Origin of the sequence: Bradyrhizobium sp. SRS-191 (assembly GCF_024586915.1) — a bacterium.
In the GTDB taxonomy this organism is placed as follows: Bacteria; Pseudomonadota; Alphaproteobacteria; order Rhizobiales; family Xanthobacteraceae; genus Bradyrhizobium.
Genome location: NZ_JANBVS010000003.1, coordinates 256,241 through 276,427, shown reverse-complemented (window position 1 = coordinate 276,427; position 20,187 = coordinate 256,241). Strand labels below are relative to the sequence as shown.

17 protein-coding genes are annotated in these 20,187 nt (G+C 66.4%); 11 read left to right on the top strand and 6 right to left on the bottom strand.

What is annotated here, in order from left to right:
- The first annotated feature begins 51 nt into the window (after nt 1-51).
- The 4 genes from NLR35_RS08035 (at nt 52) to NLR35_RS08020 (ending at nt 6,465) form a co-directional block, all read left to right on the top strand.
- Nucleotides 52-645, top strand: a complete 594-nt coding sequence (locus NLR35_RS08035) for a biliverdin-producing heme oxygenase (protein WP_257166009.1) — start codon at nt 52-54, stop codon at nt 643-645.
- Entirely contained in the window at nt 642-3,209 is a 2,568-nt protein-coding gene (locus tag NLR35_RS08030; RefSeq protein ID WP_257166008.1) for an HWE histidine kinase domain-containing protein, read from the top strand. Before NLR35_RS08035 ends, NLR35_RS08030 begins: the two co-directional genes overlap by 4 nt.
- 141 nt (nt 3,210-3,350) lie before the next feature.
- Nucleotides 3,351-4,994, top strand: coding sequence for an EF-hand domain-containing protein (locus NLR35_RS08025; RefSeq protein WP_257166007.1), 1,644 nt, complete (start codon nt 3,351-3,353; stop codon nt 4,992-4,994).
- 427 nt (nt 4,995-5,421) lie between these two features.
- Nucleotides 5,422-6,465, top strand: a complete 1,044-nt coding sequence (locus NLR35_RS08020; RefSeq protein WP_257166006.1) for a hypothetical protein — start codon at nt 5,422-5,424, stop codon at nt 6,463-6,465.
- A 3-nt stretch (nt 6,466-6,468) separates the two neighbouring features.
- On the opposite strand, the gene NLR35_RS08015 is transcribed toward NLR35_RS08020, so the two are convergent.
- Nucleotides 6,469-7,602, bottom strand: coding sequence for a site-specific DNA-methyltransferase (locus NLR35_RS08015; protein ID WP_306577301.1), 1,134 nt, complete (start codon nt 7,600-7,602; stop codon nt 6,469-6,471).
- A gap of 86 nt (nt 7,603-7,688) precedes the next feature.
- Here NLR35_RS08015 and NLR35_RS08010 point away from each other — a divergent pair, with 86 nt between their 5' ends.
- The 3 genes from NLR35_RS08010 (at nt 7,689) to moaB (ending at nt 9,492) form a co-directional block, all read left to right on the top strand.
- The gene (locus tag NLR35_RS08010; RefSeq protein ID WP_257166004.1) at nt 7,689-7,880 is read left to right on the top strand and encodes a hypothetical protein; all 192 of its coding nucleotides are present in this window, start codon (nt 7,689-7,691) and stop codon (nt 7,878-7,880) included.
- Nucleotides 7,881-7,987: 107 nt separating this feature from the next.
- Nucleotides 7,988-8,914, top strand: a complete 927-nt coding sequence (locus NLR35_RS08005) for a neutral zinc metallopeptidase (protein ID WP_257166003.1) — start codon at nt 7,988-7,990, stop codon at nt 8,912-8,914.
- 17 nt (nt 8,915-8,931) lie between these two features.
- On the top strand, nt 8,932-9,492 hold the full coding sequence (gene moaB, locus NLR35_RS08000) for a molybdenum cofactor biosynthesis protein B (RefSeq protein WP_257166002.1): 561 nt from the start codon (nt 8,932-8,934) through the stop codon (nt 9,490-9,492).
- A 218-nt stretch (nt 9,493-9,710) separates the two neighbouring features.
- On the opposite strand, the gene NLR35_RS07995 is transcribed toward moaB, so the two are convergent.
- The 4 genes from NLR35_RS07995 to NLR35_RS07980 all read right to left on the bottom strand — a co-directional run bounded on the left by NLR35_RS07995 (nt 9,711) and on the right by NLR35_RS07980 (nt 14,566).
- Nucleotides 9,711-10,229, bottom strand: coding sequence for a hypothetical protein (locus tag NLR35_RS07995; protein ID WP_257166001.1), 519 nt, complete (start codon nt 10,227-10,229; stop codon nt 9,711-9,713).
- 130 nt (nt 10,230-10,359) lie between these two features.
- Nucleotides 10,360-11,334 carry a helix-turn-helix domain-containing GNAT family N-acetyltransferase gene (locus tag NLR35_RS07990; protein WP_257166000.1) on the bottom strand — a complete coding sequence of 325 codons (975 nt, stop codon included), beginning with the start codon at nt 11,332-11,334 and terminating at the stop codon, nt 10,360-10,362.
- A 64-nt stretch (nt 11,335-11,398) separates the two neighbouring features.
- Nucleotides 11,399-11,971, bottom strand: coding sequence for a glycosyl transferase (locus NLR35_RS07985; RefSeq protein WP_257165999.1), 573 nt, complete (start codon nt 11,969-11,971; stop codon nt 11,399-11,401).
- A gap of 177 nt (nt 11,972-12,148) precedes the next feature.
- A complete protein-coding gene (locus tag NLR35_RS07980; RefSeq protein WP_257165998.1) occupies nt 12,149-14,566 on the bottom strand; it encodes a phosphoketolase in 2,418 nt (805 codons plus the stop codon).
- Between the two features lie 191 nt (nt 14,567-14,757).
- Here NLR35_RS07980 and NLR35_RS07975 point away from each other — a divergent pair, with 191 nt between their 5' ends.
- From NLR35_RS07975 to NLR35_RS07960, 4 genes are all read left to right on the top strand, one after another.
- Nucleotides 14,758-15,936 carry a PA0069 family radical SAM protein gene (locus tag NLR35_RS07975; protein ID WP_257165997.1) on the top strand — a complete coding sequence of 393 codons (1,179 nt, stop codon included), beginning with the start codon at nt 14,758-14,760 and terminating at the stop codon, nt 15,934-15,936.
- 35 nt (nt 15,937-15,971) lie between these two features.
- The gene (locus tag NLR35_RS07970) at nt 15,972-16,403 is read left to right on the top strand and encodes a VOC family protein (RefSeq protein ID WP_306577319.1); all 432 of its coding nucleotides are present in this window, start codon (nt 15,972-15,974) and stop codon (nt 16,401-16,403) included.
- Nucleotides 16,404-16,482: 79 nt separating this feature from the next.
- A complete protein-coding gene (locus tag NLR35_RS07965; protein ID WP_257165995.1) occupies nt 16,483-17,310 on the top strand; it encodes a ribonuclease HII in 828 nt (275 codons plus the stop codon).
- A 217-nt stretch (nt 17,311-17,527) separates the two neighbouring features.
- The gene (locus NLR35_RS07960) at nt 17,528-19,036 is read left to right on the top strand and encodes a glycosyltransferase family 39 protein (RefSeq protein WP_257165994.1); all 1,509 of its coding nucleotides are present in this window, start codon (nt 17,528-17,530) and stop codon (nt 19,034-19,036) included.
- Nucleotides 19,037-19,148: 112 nt separating this feature from the next.
- Here the strand turns inward: NLR35_RS07960 and NLR35_RS07955 are convergent, their stop codons facing one another.
- Nucleotides 19,149-19,967 carry a uracil-DNA glycosylase gene (locus tag NLR35_RS07955; RefSeq protein WP_257166155.1) on the bottom strand — a complete coding sequence of 273 codons (819 nt, stop codon included), beginning with the start codon at nt 19,965-19,967 and terminating at the stop codon, nt 19,149-19,151.
- Nucleotides 19,968-20,187 lie beyond the last annotated feature (220 nt).

Sequence of the window (20,187 nt, the reverse complement as noted above, 5' to 3'; positions counted from 1 at the left end):
TGCATGAGGCCGTGGCGCGCCTGCGGCCCATCTCTTTTTTTGAGCCCCTTGATGCCGCTGGCTGCCCTTACCGATGATCCCATTCGCGCTGACGACACCGACGGCATTCGCGACCGATTGAAGGCCGCCACATCGGCGGCCCATCACGCCCTGGACGAGCGTCTCAGCCGCTTCGACCTGACAACGACCGCACATTATCGCCGGTTCCTGCAGGCGAGCGCGGCCGCGCTGTTGCCGCTGGAACAGATGCTCGACCGCGCCGGCGCCGACGCTGTCCTCGGCGACTGGCCGGTGCGTCGCCGCGCGGAGGCGATCTGTGCGGATCTTGCAGATCTCAACGGCCGGGCCGCTCAGATCGAGCTGCCGCCCCGGCCGCTGGATCGTCCTTTCGTGTTTGGCACGCTCTATGTCCTGGAAGGATCGCGCCTCGGCGCGGTCTATCTGCTGCGCATCGTCACCGCGTCGGCGGATCCGCGCGTGCGTCGAGCCACGCGCTATCTGCGGCATGGGGCGGGCCAGGGGCTGTGGCGCAGCTTCCTTGCTCAGCTCGCCGACGAGCCGATGACGCCGGACGATCAGCGACGGACGATTGCGAGTGCGCGCGAGACCTTCGCGGTGTTTGCGACCGCGATGGCATCCGCATGAACGAGCCGGTCAATCTCACCAATTGCGATCGTGAGCCGATCCACGTGCCGGGCCACGTTCAGCCGTTCGGCTTCCTGCTGGCGCTGGTGTCGGATTTCACGATCTGCATGGCCTCGGAGAACGCGCCGGACTTTCTCGGCGGCGACATCGGCTGGATTCTGCACAAGCCGCTGACCGCGGTGATGTCGGAGAGTGCCACGGCGGTGATCCGCGCGCGCGTCGATTATCTCAGTGGTCCTGATGCGGTCGAGCGCGTGTTCGGCGTCGACCTGCAGGGACATGGCCGGCTGTTCGATCTCGCCATCCATTTCTCCGGCGCCTATCTGGTCGTCGAGGCGGAGCCCAGCCTGATCGAGGCGGGAGTCAATTCGGGCGAACTGGTGCGGCTGATGCTCGGCCGCATCCGCAAGACGACCGGCATGACGGACCTCGCGCAGGAGGCGGCGCGGCAGCTCAAGCTGTTGACCGGCTTCGATCGCGTCATGGTCTACCGCTTCCATCCGGATGGCTCGGGCGAGGTCATTGCCGAGACCGCGGGCTCCGGCCTCGAGCCTTTTCTCGGATTGCACTACCCTGCCTCGGACATTCCGAGGCAGGCGCGGCAGCTCTATCAGCGCAACTGGCTGCGCATCATCGCCGACATCAACGCTGTGCCGGCGCCGCTGATGTCGACACCGGCGCACAATGCAGGCCTGCTCGACCTGTCGATGAGCGTGCTGCGCGCGGTCTCGCCGGTCCACATCGAGTATCTGCGCAACATGGGCGTCGGCGCCTCGATGTCGGTCTCGATCCTGCGCGACGGCAAGCTGTGGGGGCTGTTCGCCTGCCATCATTATTCGCCGCGTCACCTGTCCTTCGAGAAGCGCACCGCGGCCGAGCTGTTCGGCCAGATGTATTCCTGGCTGCTCGAGGCCCGGGAGCGCGAGACCGACGTCGCCTACGAAAGCCGCGCGCACCAGATCCAGGAGCGGCTGATCGAGCGCGCCGCGGGGCAGGCGCACAGCAAGCGCGCGATTCTGGAGTTCGTCGCTGATTATCGCCAGATGATCGAATGCGACGGCCTTGCGGTGTGGTCCGACGACGGGATCACGCTCGATGGCGAGACGCCGACGGAAGCGGAGGTGCAGGACCTCATCGGCTTCATCAATCGCACCTCGCCCGGACGCATCTGCGCCAGCGCCGAGATCGCCAAGGTGTATGCAGCGGGCGAGGCGTTCCGCGATCGCGCCGCGGGCTTCCTCGCCATCCCGATCTCGCGCGCGCCGCGCGACTGCCTGATCTTCTTCCGCCGCGAGGTGCTGCGCTCGGTCAACTGGGCCGGCGATCCCAACAAGGTCTATGCCGAAGGTCCGCTCGGCGCGCGCCTGACGCCGCGCAAGAGCTTCGAGCTGTGGCAGCAGACGGTGGCCGGCCAGTCGAAGCCGTGGTCCGCGGCGGACCTGCGCATCGCCGAGAGCTTGCGTGTCACGCTGCTGGAAGTGATCCTGCAATTGTCGGAGCTCGCAGCGCGCGAGCGGCGCGGCGCGCAGGAGCGGCAGGAGCTGATGATCGCCGAGCTCAATCATCGCGTCCGCAACATCCTGAGCCTGGTGCGCGGCCTCGTTGCGCAGAGCAAGGACACCGCGACGTCGGTGGAGGAGTTCGCCTCCGTGCTCGGCGGCCGCATCCAGGCGCTGGCGCGCGCGCATGACCAGATCACCAATCTCAATTGGGCGCCGGTGGCGCTGCGCCATCTGCTCGAATCGGAGGCCGGCGCCTATCTCGGCGCGCGGGCAGGGCGCGTGCGCATGGAGGGTCCTGACGTCGCGCTCGACCCCAAGGCGTTCGCGACGCTGGCGCTCGTCGTGCACGAGATGATGACCAACTCGGCCAAGTATGGCGCGCTCGCCGATTCCACCGGCCAGGTCCAGGTGCTGTGGCGGCTCGATCCCGGATCGAGCCTGGTCATCGACTGGAAGGAGAGCGGCGGCCCGCCGGTGCAGCCGCCGACGCGGCGCGGCTTCGGCACCACGATCATCGAGCGCTCGGTGCCGTTCGATCTCAAGGGCGATGCCGAGATCCGCTTCGACCTGCTCGGCGTGCAGGCGCGGTTCGTCATCCCCGCCAATTTCGTGCAGATGGTGCCGGCGATGTCAGGCGCGCCGTCTCGTCATCAGCAGAAGCAGGAAGAAGCGGCGCGGCTGTCCGGGACGGTTCTGATCGTCGAGGACAATCTGATCATCGCGATGGGCGCCGAAGTGATCCTGCTCGAGCTCGGCGCGCGTCACATCGACACGGCGGCCTCGGTCAATCAGGCGCTAAAGTCGATCGAACGCGCCGTGCCGAGCTTCGCGCTGCTCGACATCAATCTCGGTGCCGAGAGCAGCCTGCCGGTCGGACACAGGTTGAAGGAGCTCGGGGTGCCCTTCATGTTCGCCACCGGCTATGGCGAGCGCGCGCCGATCCCGGCCGAGCTCGCCGACGCGCCGGTGATCCAGAAGCCGTATACGCGCGAGCTCGTCGAGAAGGCCCTGTCGAAGATGCTGAAGCAGGCGGCCGCCGGTCGCGACGATCCCGCTCGGTAAATCGATCATTACCGCAGCGGCGGCGAATTTCATCTTGCCTGCGTGATCCGATTTACGTTGGCGCGCGATTGATGTCGAGGTGTCGTCCGATGTTTCCGCGATCTGCGCTAGAGGAGGCGATGCAGCCAGCGGGGAGGACGCATGTCTCGTCAGCAAAGAATAGTTCGATCGGCGATCATCGCGGGGGCGACAGCGGCGCTGATGGTCGCCACCTCGTCCGCGCGCGCAGAACAGAAGCCGGATTGGACCCTGCCGATGTTGCTGGCGCGGGTGCAGGCCGGGGCAACGCTCGAGAACGTTCTCGACCAACAGCGCAACGAGTTCCTGGAGCTCGACGCGGACGGTGACGGTCGGCTCATGGCGCGCGATGTCGATCTGCACGGCACGATGGAGGCGGTCCAGGCCAGGTACCAGTCGCTTCAGGGCGTGCTCCGCTACGATCTGAACGGCGACGGCTTCGTCACCGAGGACGAGATTCGGCGGACGATGCGCTATGAGCTGAGAGTCCAGCTGGGGCAGGCTCAAAGGGGCCGCAGCAGCTTCTCTCCGGACAGGCAGATCGACAGCACCGTTGAGCGGTTGATGGCGCTCGACGCGGACAAGGACGGCAGGATCTCTATGGCGGAGGCGGTCAAGCTGCCTGTTGCGCAGGGGAACAGCAGCGCAGCAGCGGGGCGCATCCGCCGGACGCTGGACGCCGCCGGCAAGGACGAGGTGACTCTGCAGGATTATCTGAGCGTCGCTGAAGCCGTGTTCCGCAAGGTCGATGCCGACGGCAACGGCACCATCTCGCAGCAGGAGGCGACCGACTACAGCCAGAGCTTGATCCGTGCGGCCGCCGCTAAGAAGGAGGAGACCGAGCGGGCAGGCTGTGAGCTGCCCGCGGCCTCCGACAACGCCAGAGTCATGCTGTTCGGCGGCTACGAGGCGGAAGCGCTGTCGAATGTCACGCTGGGCTCGCAGGACGTCGAAGTGCGCGCCGGGCGCATCGTGATCGAGCCGGGTAGCGAGCCGCTCTACATCGTTGTTCCGACCCATCGCGCCACGATCTGGCAGGTCTCGGGCGCCGTCGAGCGCATCGAGCGGATCGTCGCGACCAGCATGGAGAACCGTCCCAACCGGACTGACGCGCAAGCTGTGCCGCTCGCGGGCGTGACCGGCGTTGCCGCCGAGCGCGTCAGCTTCCTGAAGCGGACGAACTGTCTCAGCTATTTCTCCGAGGCCCCCTCGAGTGGCTCCCTGGTGAGTGCAGGGGCGGTCCGTCGGATGACCGGAAAGGCGCCGGACGTGGTTGCCGCGAGATACTCCGTCAGCGCCTTCTCGGCGCCGTCAGGCAAGATCGAGACGGCGCGCGACGAGCGTGATGGTCCGCTGATCATTCGCAAGCGCGAGGGCTCGCTGACGATCATCGGCAGTGGTGGAAACGCCACCATCCAGATGGGCCCGAGCTGTGCGCGCGACGAAATGATGCGCTTCTTTCCAGGCGGCGTGATGGAGATCGACCCGAAGACGGTGGTGAGCCCCGTGCCCGCAGTGCCCTACGAGGTGCTGCCGTCGCAGGCCGGAATCGTTCAACTACTCGCGTCAGGAGCGCTTAGCGAGAATCGCAGCGGCGAATATCTCGTTCGCAGCAAGATCCGTTTTCCGGCCGGGCTGTATGGCGCGCATTCGGTGACGTTCCTGGTCATGAAAGGCACGCCCTATTCCGACGGCGATCCCGGTCATTCTTGCGTGGTCGTCGAGGAGACCGGCGAAAGCAAGGGCGGCGCCTGCCGGTCCCGTTGAGTCATCGCGCGTGTCGCGCGACGAAGCTGATACGCAATCGATTGCGCTCGGCTCCACGCCATCAACCTCTGCGCGGAGCATCGTCTTCGCGTAGGATGCAAGTTGAAGATGCTTGATGTCATCCGCAGCGTTCGCGCGTGGCTATTGCTTACGCGAGCCGCTTGCGGTGAGTGGCATGCATGATTTTTCTTGTGCGATCCGTCTCACATCCGCGTGTTGTCGCCAACACGACGACGCGGAATGAGCGGGCACATCGCGTCGTATTCCCGCTGTTGCTGCGACAAAACAGCCCAAAAAAATTAGAACGCATCCAAAGGACACCGCTGTTCTAACATTGTTTCGACAAATGGAACCTCGGCAGCCTTATTCCGAACGAAGTCATCGCCGAAACGGCGCAACGGGGGCGCGTTGAATCGTCGGAGGACTGATGACGAATCGAACGGCGAGCTTGTTGCCGTGTGTTGCTGCTGCCGTGCTGGTGGGAGCGGCTGCGGTGACAGTCGAGTTTCAACCGGCATCGGCTGCTGACGAATGCCTTGCAAAGCCTGGGGAGACTCCGGCTGGAAAGCATTGGTTCTATCGCGTCGATCGTGCGACTAAGAAGCAGTGCTGGTATCTTCGCGAGGATGATCGCGCGGCGCAGGGCGCCTCGCTCACCGCGCGCAAATTGGCTTCGCATCGGGATCGCACGGCGCTGTCGTCGTCCGCGGCCGATGCGCGTGCGGAAATCCAGTCATCGGCGAATCAGGCCGGCGACGAGATCAAGCCGACGTCGGTGGTCCCGAGCGCAGCGACGCGGTCGTCCACTTTGTTCCCGCCGGTTGCCGCATTTCCCGCGGCGCCTGCGCCGGCCGCCGCGCCGTCCGTGGCGACGGCGCCCGCCGCGCCCGCACCGGTGAGCTCAGCGCCGACGGCCGAGGCGAGCGATGCCGCTCCAAGTGATTCTGCTGTTGCGACGCGCTGGCCGGATTCGTCGGGCACGCTGCAGGCGCAGCCCGCGCCGGCGCCGCGATCGTCGTCCTACACCGTCGCTGCCGCGACGAGCGATGCCGCGCCCGCCGACATCGCTGCGTCCACCACGATGTCACAGACGGTGGCCGACGCCGCTCCGGCGACCTCGGTGACTGGACTCAATGATGAAGCCGCGCGCACGCGCCTGTTCGCGTTCCTCGGGGCTGTCGCGGTTGCGGGGTTCTCGACCAGCGTCCTGCTGGCGCGCGCACGGGCCAAGCGGCAACTGCGCCTCGAGCCCGTCGCCGCGCGCCGCGTGTCGCGCTGGCCGGCCGAGCCGGAGCTCGATCGCATGCACCTGCCGGCGGTGGACAGTTTCCACCCGGGGCTTCAGCGCCGCGAGCCGCAGCGCATGGCGCAGGTCTCGGTCGTGCCCCGTGACGACGTGCGCTATGACGAGCAGTACGAGGTCGAAGACCTGCTGGCGCGCTATTCCGGACAGGGCCGCCAGAGGTCGTGAGCCTCAGGCGGCGCTCATCTCGGAGCGGACCTCGGCGCGCAATTCGTCGATCAGCCTGAGGCCGCCCTTCGTCTCGACGTGCCAGAACGTCCAGCCATTGCAGGCCGGCAGGCCTTGCGCGACGGCGCCGATGCGGTGGATCGAGCCGACCTTGTCGCCGAGCATGATGGCCCCGTCGGCGCGCACCAGCGCGCCGTAGCGCCGCTTGGAATCGACGAGCTTGGCGCCAGGCGCGATCATGCCGCGCTCGATCAGCTCGGAGAACGCCACCCGCGGCGCCTCGCGCGCCGTCATGAACGGCGCGAGCGTCTCCGCCGGGAGCGGCTCGACTGCCGCGATGCGTCGTTCTGCCGCTTCCGCATAAACCTTGTCGCGCTCGAAGCCGATGTAGCGACGGCCGAGGCGTTTGGCCACGGCGCCGGTGGTGCCGGTGCCGTTGAACGGATCGATCACCAGATCGCCTTGCTTCGACGATGACAGCAGCACCCGCGCCAGCAGGCCCTCGGGCTTCTGCGTCGGGTGAACCTTCTTGCCGTCGCCGTCCTTCAGCCGCTCCTCGCCGGTGCACAGCGGAATCAGCCAGTCCGAGCGCGCCTGGACATCCTCGTTGGACGCCTTCAGCGCTTCGTAATTGAACGTGTAGCCCTTCGCCTTCTCGTCGCGCGCGGCCCAGATCATGGTCTCGTGCGCGTTGGTGAAGCGGCGGCCGCGGAAGTTCGGCATCGGGTTCGACTTGCGCCAGACGATGTCGTTGAGGATCCAGAAGCCGAGATCCTGCATCATCGCGCCGACGCGGAAGATGTTGTGATACGAGCCGATCACCCAGATCGTCGCGCTCGGCTTCATCGCGCGGCGTGCGGCGAGCAGCCAGGCGCGGGTGAAGTCGTCATAGGCCGCGAACGAGGAGAACTTGTCCCAATCGTCGTTGACGGCATCGACTTGCGATTCGTCGGGACGCTTGAGCTCACCCTTGAGCTGCAGATTGTACGGCGGGTCCGCAAACACCAGGTCGACGGATGCGGCCGGCAGTTTCGACATCTCGGCGACGCAGTCGCCGACGATGATTCGGTGCTCTTCAAGGGGCTGAAATTTAGTGCGGGGCGCCTTTGCAGACGCCCCGCGACGCGACTCTACCATGACTCAAGAACTCTGACTCAGGCGACGCTGTCGGCGACGCGGGACCTAACAACCGACTGCCCACACTTTGACCCGGCAAAGTAAAAATGGACTTAACCGGGAAAATTTTTCGCATTTCAGCAAGCATGTTCATCACGCGCACCGACGATGACGAGGCGTTCGTCGATGCGCTGCCTTCACTCCGCAACATGTCGATTGCGAATGGTTTTTCGGCTGTCCTGCATGCGGGCGGAGAGCCTCCGGGGTGCGGCACGCGCCAGTTTATCCGCTGGCGCTAGGCAAATTTTGCCTGCCGGGTTATTGATTAACACAGTGGAAATTTTACCTGTTTGCCGCGTTAGGCATTTCGCGCAGAGCCGCGCAAGAATCGTGAGGGAAGGCCGCCATGCGTTACGATGATTTCCGTCGCAGCGACGACATCGACGACCGTCGCGACGATGGCGGCGGCGGCATGGGCGGTGGTATGGGCCTGCCGATCGGCGGCGGCGGGCTCGGCATCGGCACCATCATCGTGCTCGGCCTGATCGGCTACGCCTTCGGCATCGACCCGCGCATCCTGATCGGCGGCGCCGAGATGGTGAGCCATGGCAGCTCGCCGAGCTATCAGGCCGATCGGCGCTCGCCCGGCAAGACCGGCGCGCCGAAGGACGAGATGGGCGACATGATCGCCGGCGTGCTCGGCGAGATAGACGACCGCTGGAGCGAGATCTTCCAGTCGAGCGGCCAGAATTACACCGGGCCGAAGATCGTGCTGTTTCGCAACAGCACCAATGGCGGCCGCTGCGGCATGGCGCAGTCGGCGATGGGACCGTTCTATTGTCCGCCGGACAAGCAGATCTTCCTCGACACCAATTTCTTCCGCGAGGTCGAGACGCGCTTCCGCGGCTGCCAGGGCAACGCCTGCAAGTTCACCGCGGCCTACATCATCGCGCATGAGGCCGGCCACCATGTCCAGAACCTGCTCGGCATCCTGCCGCGCGTGACCCGGATGCAGCAGCAGGTCGACAACAAGGCCGAGGCCAACGCGCTGCAGGTCAAGGTCGAGTTGCAGGCGGACTGTCTCTCCGGCGTCTGGGTCAACCGCGAGGCCAAGAAGCGGCCGGGCTTCCTCGAGGATGGCGACATCGACGCGGCGCTGACCACGGCGTCGGCGATCGGTGACGACACCTTGCAGCGCAAGGCCACGGGCCGCGTGGTGCCGGACTCGTTCACGCACGGCTCGGCCGCGCAGCGCAAGCGCTGGTTCATGATCGGCTACCAGCAGGGCACGGTGCAGGCCTGCAACACGTTCGCCGCGAACGCGCAGCTCTAGGGAAGGGCGGAGTCACGATGGCGATCGACGAGAGCAAGAGCTTCATTCCCCTCAACATCGCCGTGCTGACGGTGTCCGACACGCGATCGCTCGCCGACGACAAGTCCGGCAATACCTTGAGCGATCGGCTGACCGCCGCCGGCCACAAGCTCGCCGCGCGCGACATCGTCACCGACGATGTCGAGAAGATCCGCGCGGTGGTGAAGGCGTGGATCGCCGATCCCGGCGTCGACGTCATCATCACCACCGGCGGCACCGGCTTCACCGGCCGCGACGTGACGCCGGAGGCGATCGAGCCGCTGTTCGAGAAGCGGATGGATGGCTTCTCCATCGCCTTCCATCTGCTGAGCCACGCCAAGATCGGGACGTCGACGATCCAGAGCCGGGCGACAGCCGGCGTGGCCGGCGCGACCTACATCTTCTGCCTGCCGGGCTCGCCCGGGGCGTGCCGCGACGGCTGGGACGGCATCCTCGCCGCCCAGCTCGACTACCGCACGCGGCCCTGCAACTTCGTCGAGATCATGCCGCGGCTCGATGAACATCTGCGGCGGCCGAAGGCGCAAGGCGCGACGGCTTAGTTGGCAGTCCACTCCGTCATTCCAGGTTCAATCGTCAGACGCAGCCGCGTCTGACGATTGAACCTGGAATCTCGAGCTTGTTGACGCGCGCAAGCCAATCTCGGGATTCCGGGTTCAAGGCCTGCGGCCTTGCCCCGGAATGACGTCGATCGTGGCGCGACGTCGATTGCGACGTCGTGAGACGGCGGGGCAGGGACGGCGAAAGGCTTTTTCGCTGCTCACTTCGCCGGCACGATCTCGAAGGCGCCGCCGCCTTCGATCGCCGCGCCGATGAGGCCTCCGACCATGCTGGCCCCAAAGTTATTTCCACGCGGACCCACCACCATCCGATAGGCCTTGCCGGGCTCGGCGTCGAAATGGATGTTCGACGAGCCCGGCGAGGACCAGGCCGAGACGACGATCGTCGTGTCGCCCGGCGGGAGCGGGCCGCTGTAGCTCTCGCCGCGGCCAAGGCTCGCCACCTTGGCGCCGTTGATCTCCACCGTGGCATTCACCCCGAGATAGAGGAAGTCTGTCGTTCGCGTGATCTCGACCGTGGCGTCGCCCTTGGGCGCTTGTCCCTTAGCCGCCTGTCCCTTGTTCGCTTGCCGCTTGGACGCGTGTTGCTTGGACGCGTTTTGCTTGGGCGCCTGTTGCTTGGCCGCTTCGTCCTGCGGCGCGGCGTGAGCCGCCGTCCCAGCCTTGCCCCCAAACACCACGGCGAACGCGAGCAGCGCCGCAAACCTCGATCGCACCATCAAATCCATCACTGCCGATACCTGCTCCAATTTCGCAGCATACTAGCGGCGCGCGGGAACTTCGCAATCGGCAGGCGCAAGCCTGTTGTGGAGGCGATCTCGACCTACCGGCGGTTGCTACGGCGACGAGCTAGAGCTCGAGCCGCCACGTCTCGCCGGTCAGCGGCACGCCGAACATCGCGTGCGGCTCCTCGGCGATCTTGCGGAAGCCGGCGCGGGCATAGATGTCGCGGGCCGCGGTGAGGATGCTCTGCGTCCACAACTCGATCGTCGTGTAGTTCGTCTCGCGCGCGAAGCGGATGCATTGCTCGGTCAGGGCACGCCCGACGCCAAGCCCGCGCGCCTTCTTCTCGACCAGCAGCAGCCGCAGCTTGGCGACGCCATTTCCGCCATTGACCAGAAAGATCGAGCCCACCGGCTCGCCGGCGAATTCCGCGATCCAGCAATGCTCGCGGGTGGAATCGTATTTGCGGATGAACTGCGCGCCGATCTCGGCGACCAGCGCCTCGAACGTGGCGTTCCAACCGTACTCCTCGGCATAGACAGCGCCGTGGCGGGCCACGACCCAGCCGATGTCGCCGGGGCGGTGGCTGCGCAGCAGCACCGGGGAGCGCTTCGGCTGTTGCGGCTCGAGGGCGCCTTCGATGGTCGCCATGGCGCCGACCAGACGGTCGCGCAGCGCGGGCGCCAGCGGCGCCAGCATCGCCGCGATTTCCTTCTGTGAGCTGCGATCGAGCTTCGCATAGGCCTGCCGCCCCTTCGCGGTCAGGCTGAGCTGCTGCTGCCTGCGATCCGACGGCAATGGCGTGCGGCTGATGAGGCCCTTCTCGTCGAAGCTCTGGACGATGCGGCTGAGATAGCCGGCGTCGAGGCCGAGCGAAACGCCGATCTCCTTGGCCGAAATCGCCTCGTGCTGCGCCAGCTCGTAGAGAACGCGCGCCTCCGCGAGCGAGAACGGGCTATCGAGCAGGTGCTGGTCGAGCGCCCCGAGCTTGCGGGTGTAGAAGCGGTTGAAGGCGCGGACGGCGGCGACCTGGTCGTCCGCGACGTCAGCGCCAGCGCGTGGGCGGTCCGATTGAGGGGGATTCACGTAAGCGGAATTCATGAGCGCCTCCAATGCATGCCATTGTCAACCAAATTGTTGACTTTGGCAAGTATTGGCGTGACGCTCACACCATCACGATCCGGCTGCGCAGCATGGTGCGGGAGGAGCGGCCGAGCTGGCGCAGCAGCCGCGTCTCCGCCTGCTTGACGTCCGGCTTGTAGCCGCCGACCTGCCGGTAATGCTCCCTGGCGATCAGCAGGCCCTGGTCTCCCAGCGGCCCGATCAGGGCGCGGGTGACGGAGCGCAGGCGGTCGCGCAGGCTGACGGCCGCATAGGGCGAGCGGGCGTAGCGGAAGACGCCGGCGAGCGGGCGCCCGGCCGCGCCGACGCTCTGGACGAACTGCATGGTCTCGTCGATCCAGCCGGCATCCAGCACCGCGCCTGCGGGCAGGAACATCAGCCAGGGCGCGCGGGCCTGCGCGGCGCCCGCCGCCAGCGCTGCGGCATGCGAGCCCTCGAATTTCATGAAGTGGCAGCCGGCGACGTCGGCGACACGCTCGATCACGCTGGAATCGGCCGAGCGGTCGATCAGCAACACCTCCGTGACGACGCCGGCCGCGGCGCCCGGCACCAGCGCCGACAGCGTGGCCACGGCGGTCTGCTCGACCCCTTCGGTCGGGATGATCACGCTCAGCATGAACCTGGCATCTTCGTTGGCAGGACCTCCGGGTCTCTTGTTATCATCTTGTCATAACTGAATCAGCCCGCTGCACTGCGGAATTTTGTAGCACGCTGCCGGGGGCGCCCGTTCGGGCAACGCCCGAACGGCTGCTATTTCAAGGTGCGGCGTTGCCGTAGCTCGCGCTCGGCTGGCTCAGTCGCCCGCCTGAGCTGGCGTCGTGCCGTCCGCGCTGTTCTGCCAGACCCAATCGCGAATCTCCGGCATGTCCTCGCCATGCGTCCGGACATAGCGGGCGTGCTCGATCAGGGCATCGCGGAAGCGCTGCTTCACATGCGCCGCTGATACGGCGAGGCCGGGCATACGCTCGATCGCCTCGATGGCGAGATGAAAGCGATCGAGCTCGTTGAGCACGACCATGTCGAACGGCGTCGTCGTCGTGCCTTCCTCGATGAAGCCGCGCACATGCATGCCGGCGTGGTTGGTGCGGCTGTAGGTGAGGCGATGGATGAGATGCGGATAGCCGTGATAGGCGAAGATCACCGGCTTGTCGGTCGTGAACAGGCTGTCGAAATCGCGATCGCTGAGGCCATGCGGATGCTCGGTGTCCGGCTGCAGGGTCATCAGATCAACGACGTTGACGACGCGGATCTTCAGGTCGGGCAGCGCCTTGCGCAGCAGGTCGACCGCGGCGAGCGTCTCCAATGTCGGGATGTCGCCGGCGCAGGCCATCACCACATCAGGCTCGGCGTCGGCGGGGCCTGTGCCGGCCCATGGCCAGATGCCGATGCCGGCGTCGCAATGCACGGCCGCCTCTCGCATCGACAGGAATTGCGGCGACGGCTGCTTGCCGGCGACGATGACGTTGATGCGGTCATAGGTGCGCAGGCAGTGATCGGCGATCCACAGCAGCGTGTTGGCGTCCGGCGGGAAGTAGATGCGGACGATGTCGGCCTTCTTGTTGGCGACGAGGTCGACGAAGCCGGGGTCCTGATGGCTGAAGCCGTTATGATCCTGCCGCCAGACATGCGAGGTGAGCAGATAGTTCAGCGAGGCGATCGGCCGTCGCCATGGCAGGTGGCGCGACACTTTCAGCCATTTGGCGTGCTGGTTGAACATCGAATCGATGATGTGGATGAAGGCCTCGTAGCACGAGAAGAAGCCGTGGCGGCCGGTGAGCAGATAGCCTTCGAGCCAGCCCTGGCAGAGATGCTCGCTCAAGACCTCCATGACGCGGCCGTCATGGGCGAGATGGACATCATAGGGCTCGATGCCTTCCATCCAGACGCGTTCGGTGACGTCGAACACCGCATCGAGCCGGTTGGAGGCGGTCTCGTCCGGACCCATGATGCGGAAGTGTCTCGTGTCCGCGTTCAGCCTGATGACCTCGCGCAGGAATTTGCCGAGCTCTCGCGTGGCCTCGGCGATGGTTTCGCCCGGTGTGCGCACCTCGACCGCGAAGGCGTGATAGTCCGGCAGCTTCAGCTCGCGCTTGAGCAGCCCGCCATTGGCGTGCGGATTGGCGCCCATCCGCCGGGTCGCCTTCGGTGCCAAGGCCTGCAGTTCCGGCACGAGCCGTCCCTGTGCGTCAAACAGCGTTTCCGGCTGATAGCTCTTCATCCAGGATTCGAGCAGAGCGAGGTGCTCCGGCTTGCCGCGCGGATTTGAGATCGGCACCTGATGCGCGCGCCAGAAACCTTCGACCTTGAGGCCGTCGACCTCCTTCGGTCCGGTCCAGCCCTTAGGGCTGCGCAAGATGATCATCGGCCAGCGCGGGCGTTGGAGCACCGCATCCGGCTGGCGCGCGTTCTGGTGGATCGAGCGGATGCTCGCGAGCGCGACGTCGAGCGCGTCCGCCATCTGCCGGTGCATCGCCCTGGGCTCGTCGCCTTCGACGAACAGCGGCGCATAGCCATAGCCTTCGAACAGGCATTTGAGCTCCGCATCGCCCATGCGGCCGAGCACCGTGGGGTTGGCGATCTTGTAGCCGTTGAGATGCAGGATCGGCAGCACCGCGCCGTCGTGCGCGGGATTGAGGAATTTGTTCGAATGCCAGGACGCTGCGAGCGGGCCGGTCTCAGCCTCGCCGTCGCCGATGACGCAGGCAACGATCAGGTCGGGATTGTCGAACGCTGCGCCGTAGGCGTGCACCAGCGCATAGCCGAGTTCGCCGCCTTCATGGATCGAGCCCGGCGTCTCCGGCGCCGCATGGCTCGGGATGCCGCCGGGAAAGGAGAACTGCCGGAACAGCTTGCGCATGCCGTCCACGTCGCGCGTGATGTCGGGATAGATCTCGCTGTAGGAGCCCTCGAGATAGGTGTTGGCGACCATGCCCGGTCCGCCATGGCCGGGGCCGCAGACATAGATCACGTCGAGATCCTGCGCCGTGATCGCGCGGTTGAGATGGGCATAGATGAAGTTCAGCCCGGGCGTCGTGCCCCAATGGCCGAGCAGGCGCGGCTTGATGTGCTCCGGCTTCAGCGGCTCGCGCAGCAGCGGGTTGTCCTGCAGATAGATCTGGCCGACCGACAGATAGTTCGCCGCGCGCCAGTAGCGGTCGAGCAGGTCGAGATCGTCGGCCGGATGGGTCTGTTGGGGAGAACTGATCTGCATGGGACCTCGCTTGCCTTCCGCTTCGCGCCTGCGGGAGCGTACATCAGAGTAACGCAGCACCATCCCGTTCCAGCGCGGTCCGAGCATAGAACGGGAATGTGATGGCTGGCCTTGCGCCGGCTCAGACGCCCGCCTATACCTTCGTTCTTTTTTATTCTTGTTATGTTCTCATTTTGTGCTATGTCTTGGCCATGAGCCGAGCATCTTCACATGCCCTCAAGCGCCCACCGATCCCGGTGCCCTCCGAGCCGGTGGGCGCGCCTTTGTCCGGTCCTGAAAAGGACTTTCCCGAGCTCGCGGTCGCCATTGAACGGGGCCGGCGCCGCGGCCGGGGCGCACAATCCAATGCGAGCGGCCGCTACGAGGCGGAAGCCCGTGTTGCCTTCGACGATGGCTGGCAGAGCCTCGAGGAGCTGCCGCCGTTCAAGACGACGGTCGCGACCGACACCTCGCGCAAGGTCATCACCCGCAACGATTCGCCCGATATCGGCTTCGATCGTTCGATCAATCCATATCGCGGCTGTGAGCACGGCTGTGTCTATTGTTTCGCGCGGCCGACCCACGCCTTTCTCGGGCTGTCGCCGGGCCTCGACTTCGAATCCAAGCTGTTCGTGAAGCCGGATGCGCCGGCGCTGCTGGAGAAGGAGCTCGCCGCCAGCGGCTACGAGCCGCGGATGATCGCGATCGGCACCAACACCGATCCGTATCAGCCGATCGAGCGCGAGCGGAAGATCATGCGCGGCATCCTCGAGGTGCTGGAAAAGGTTGGCCATCCCGTCGGGATCGTGACCAAGTCGGCGCTGGTGATGCGTGATGCCGACATTCTGGCGCGGATGGCCAAGAAGAACCTGGCGAAGGTCGCGATCTCCGTGACCACGCTGGATCCGAAGCTGGCGCGGACCATGGAGCCGCGGGCTTCGACCCCATCGAAGCGGCTGGAGGCGCTGCAGGCGCTGTCGAAGGCCGGAATCCCAACCACGGTCATGGTGGCGCCGGTGATCCCGGCACTGAACGACAGCGAGATCGAGCGCATTCTCGATGCCGCCGCCCATGCCGGGGTCAAGGAAGCCGCTTATGTGCTGCTGCGGCTGCCGCTGGAAGTGCGTGATCTCTTCCGCGAATGGCTGCTGGAGCATTACCCCGATCGCTATCGCCACGTCTTCACTTTGATCCGCGACATGCGCGGCGGCCGCGACTACGACTCGCAATGGGGTACGCGGATGAAGGGCACGGGGCCGATGGCCTGGATGATCGGCCGCCGGTTCGAGATCGCCTGCGAGAAGCTTGGGCTGAACAAGCGGCGGACCAAGCTGACCACCGATCATTTCGTGCGGCCGAAGGGCGGCGGGCAGCAGTTGAGCTTGTTCTGAGGTCTTTGGAGCGGACAGTGAGTGCAGAGGTCGTCATGCCGCGGTTCACGGTCATCACCCTCGGTGTGTCCGAGATGCGCCGGAGCATCGCCTTCTATGCGTCGCTTGGCTTTGCCCGGAAGTTTCGGGCGACGGGCGAGGCTGTGGCGTTCTTCGATACGGGCGGTACTGTGTTGGCGTTGTATCCCTGGGAGGCGCTCGCGCAGGACGCGGATGTTGCCGACGCGCCGCGGCCGCCGGGCTTCCGCGGCGTAACCCTCGCCTGGAATTGCCGCTCGGAGACCGAGGTCGATGCTGCGCTTTCGTCGGCGGTTGAGAAGGGCGCGACACTGCTGAAGCCGGCTCGGCCCACCGATTATGGCGGCTACAGCGGCTATTTCTCCGATCCCGACGGCCATCTCTGGGAGGTGGTCGTCGCGCCAGGAATCGATGTCGGCGAGGACAATCGCGTGCATCTGCCCGCCTGATCTCTCCTGTTCAACCGCTGTGGGAATAGCGGGGAATTGAGCGGGGTTCCGGTTGCGCCGCTGCGGCGCGTTCCGCACCATGCCGACCATGATTCGGGATCAAGCGAAAAAGCCGGGCAGGCCGAAAGCGGCCAGCGGTGCTGTAACGAAAGCGGCCGGAGCCAAGGGCGCGGGCAAAACGATCGCCAAGCCAGGCAAGGGGATCATCGCCGTGGCGCCGCCGAGCTTTCGGCGCGAGCGTGCCCTGCTGAAGCAGGGCATCTGGCCGGTTGCGGGCTGCGACGAAGCTGGGCGTGGTCCGCTCGCGGGGCCGGTGGTGGCTGCAGCGGTGATTCTTGATCCCAACCGTATCCCGAAGGGCCTCGACGACTCCAAGCGCCTGAGCGCCGAGCAGCGCGAGGCGCTGTTCGACAAGATCTGCAAGACCTCGGCCTTCGCCGTGGCGATGGCCTCGCCGGCGCGAATCGATCGCGACAACATCCTGCGTGCCTCGCTATGGGCGCTGTCGCGCGCCGTGAGAGCGCTGCCGGAGGCGCCCAAGCATGTCTTCGTCGACGGCCGCGACCGCATCGACGTCGACTGCAACTGTGAAGCGGTGATCGGTGGCGATGGGCTGGTGATGTCGATTGCCGCGGCCTCGATCGTCGCCAAGGTGACACGCGACCGGCTGATGTGCGCGCTTGCGCAGGATTGCCCGGGCTACGGCTTCGAGCAGCACAAGGGGTACGGGGTGCCGGAGCATCTTGCGGCTCTCGACCGGCTCGGCCCCTCCGTGCATCACCGCAGCCTGTTTGCGCCGGTCGTGGCGGCCCGTCAGAAGCATCAGCCATTGGCCGTGCGGCCGGAGCCCGATCTGTTTGCGGAGATCACGGTGGTGACCTCCACCGAAATCTCGCTCCAAGCCTGATGCCGGTTGCCTCGACCGCGCCGCGGTCTTAAAGCTTGAGATAGCCAACCAGCACGAAGTGTCACTCCTCGCAGCGGGGGCGGTGTTGTGCGCCCAAATCGTGCGGTATCGCGTGCGGTATCGATTGCGGGCGTCGGACAACGCGGCTGCGGATGAGGGACGGTCCTGCCGGCCTCCTCGACGTCCCAGCGATCCCAGCCAAGCGAACCAGCCGTTCATGCGTTTCACGTCCCTGGTTGTCGAACTGATCCGCGCAAGGCCGCGGCTGGTCGTCGTCATCGTGGTGCTGTGCCAGGCCCTGATGTGGCTCGGGGTCGCCGTGCTGTTCTATCGCAGCCCGCCCGGCCAGCTTGCCACCACCATCGCGTTCGGGCGCGAGTACCAGGTCGGCACCGATCTCGGGCCGCCGCTGTCGTTCTGGCTCGCCGACATCGCCTATCGCGCCGCCGGCAATCACGTGTTCGGCGTCTACCTGCTCGCGGTCTGCTGCTCGGCCCTCAGCCTCTGGGTCATCTATCTGCTGGCGCGCTCCGTCGTCGGCGGCCAGCAGGCCGTGCTCGCGGTGCTGCTCACCATGACCATCACCGCGTTCGGCGCGCCCACGCTGGAATTCGGTCCCGAGGTGCTGGCGCGTCCATTGTGGGCGCTCTTGCTGTTGCACAGCTGGCGGATTCTCGGCCAGGGCCGGCGCAACGCATGGTTCGCCTGGTCGATCGAGGCGGGGCTCCTGCTGCTGACGACGCCGGCCGCCGCCGGCCTGCTGCTGCTGCTCGCCGGCTTCGTGGTCTCGACCGCCCAGGGCCGCCGCGTCCTGCGTTCGTTCGATCCGCTGTTCGCGCTGCTCGTCGTGCTGGCGCTGGCGCTGCCCTATCTCGTCTTCGTGCTGCGCTCCGACAGCGTCGGCCTGCCGGCGCTGCCGGCTCTCGCCGCGCTCTCGCTGCGCGCCTGGCACTGGCTGGCGCTCGCCGGCGGATTGCTGCTCGCCATCGCCGCGATGCTGCTGCTCGTCGTGTTCGATGCCAGCTGGGTCAGCCGCGGCGAGACCGATGCACCGATCATCTATCGGCGTCCGGTGCCGCCGCTCGCCCGCGACTTCGTCTATTGCTTCGCGATCGCACCGGCATTGGCGGGCAGTGTCATCGCCGGCCTGTTTGGTCTGCCCGCCGTCCTCGGCGGCACCGCGGTCAGCCTGACGATGGTCGGACTGGCCCTCGTGGTGGCCTCTGGCGATCTGATCTATCTGCGCCGGCAGAGGCTTCTCCGCGCGGTCTGGGCCGCCGCGGTCGCCGCGCCTGCGATCCTCGTCACCGGCAACGCCATCGTGCAGCCACTGTTCGGCGATGGCGAGGTCGCGACCTCGATGCCGGCCCGCGACATCTCACGTTTCTTCGTCGAGAGTTTCGAACGCCGCACCAATCAGCGGCTGCAGGCGGTCGCGGGTGATCCGCAGCTTGCCGGGCTCGTGGCGCTCGGCCGCCGCCGCGCGCATCTGTTCCTCGACGCCACGCCGCAGCGGACACCCTGGATCACGCCGGCGAAGTTCGCCGAGAGCGGCGGTATCGTCGTCTGGCGTGCCTCGGACACGGCGGGCACGCCGCCGCCAGAGCTGGTCCAGCGCTTTCCCGGCCTGGTGCCCGAGGTGCCGCGCAGCTTCGACTGGCTGATCAATGGCCGCCAGCCGGTGCTGCGCATCGGCTGGGCGATCATCCGGCCGAAGGGGGCGTAGTCTCGCCGCGAACTCCGTCATTGCGAGCGAAGCGAAGCAATCCAGAGTCCCGGGCGCGACTCTGGATTGCTTCGTCGCTGCGCTCCTCGCAATGACGTGGAGAGAGTCGGGCTCAGACCGCCAGCACCGTCGCGATCGCGCGCAGATCCTGCCAGGACAGCCGCTTGTAGGACGGCGAGCGCAAGAGATAGGCGGGGTGGAAGGTGGCGATCGCGCGGATGGTGCGCTTGCCGGTGTCGTAGTCGCGCCATTTGCCGCGCGTGCGCATGATGCCCTCGGTGGTGCCGAGCAGCGCCTGGGTCGACGGGTTGCCGAGCGTCACCAGCACGTCGGGATCGACCAGCTCGATCTGGCGGCGGATGAACGGCAGGCAGATCTGCGTCTCCTGCGGCGTCGGCGTGCGGTTGCCGGGCGGCCGCCACGGGATGACGTTGGCGATGTAGACCTTCGTGCGATCGAGCCCGATCGCGCCGATCATGCGGTCGAGCAGTTTGCCCGAGCGGCCGACGAACGGCAGCCCCTCGATGTCCTCGTCGCGGCCCGGCGCCTCGCCGACCAGCATGATGCGCGCCTCCGGATTGCCGTCCGCGAACACCAGCCGCGAGGCCGTCTGCTTCAGCGCGCAGCCGTCGAAATTCTCCAACAGTTCGCGTAAGGCCTGCAGCGTCGGCGCGGTCCGCGCCGCCTCGCGCGCCGAGGCGATGGCCGCGTCCGGCGGGGGCGGCGGTTCTCCGCGCGGCGGAATGATCGCCGGGGCGGCCGGCCGGCCGGCCTGCGACGCTCCCTGGCGAGCGACAGCCGCGGCGGGCGCCGGCGCCGGTTCGGGCTCGACCAGCCGGTTGATCGGCTCGTCCGCGAGCGCGCAATCCACCCCGGCCTCCAGATAGAAGGCGAGCAGTTGCCGGACGTCGGGGAGGGGCTCGGGAGTCATCATGATCGATCGCTGCGACAGTCTACGCTGTCCCGGCGCATGGCGGAATGCATTTACGTGGTTGTCCTGCCCGGAAAAATCGGAAACAAGAGCTTGGAATAACCCAAAAAAGGGACGGAACGCCCTAGTGTTCCGGCGGCCGCCTTCGCTCCCCTCCAGGATCACCCTCCAGCGAAACGCGAACGCCTTGAGGAACCCTAGTTAAGTCATTGTCGCTATT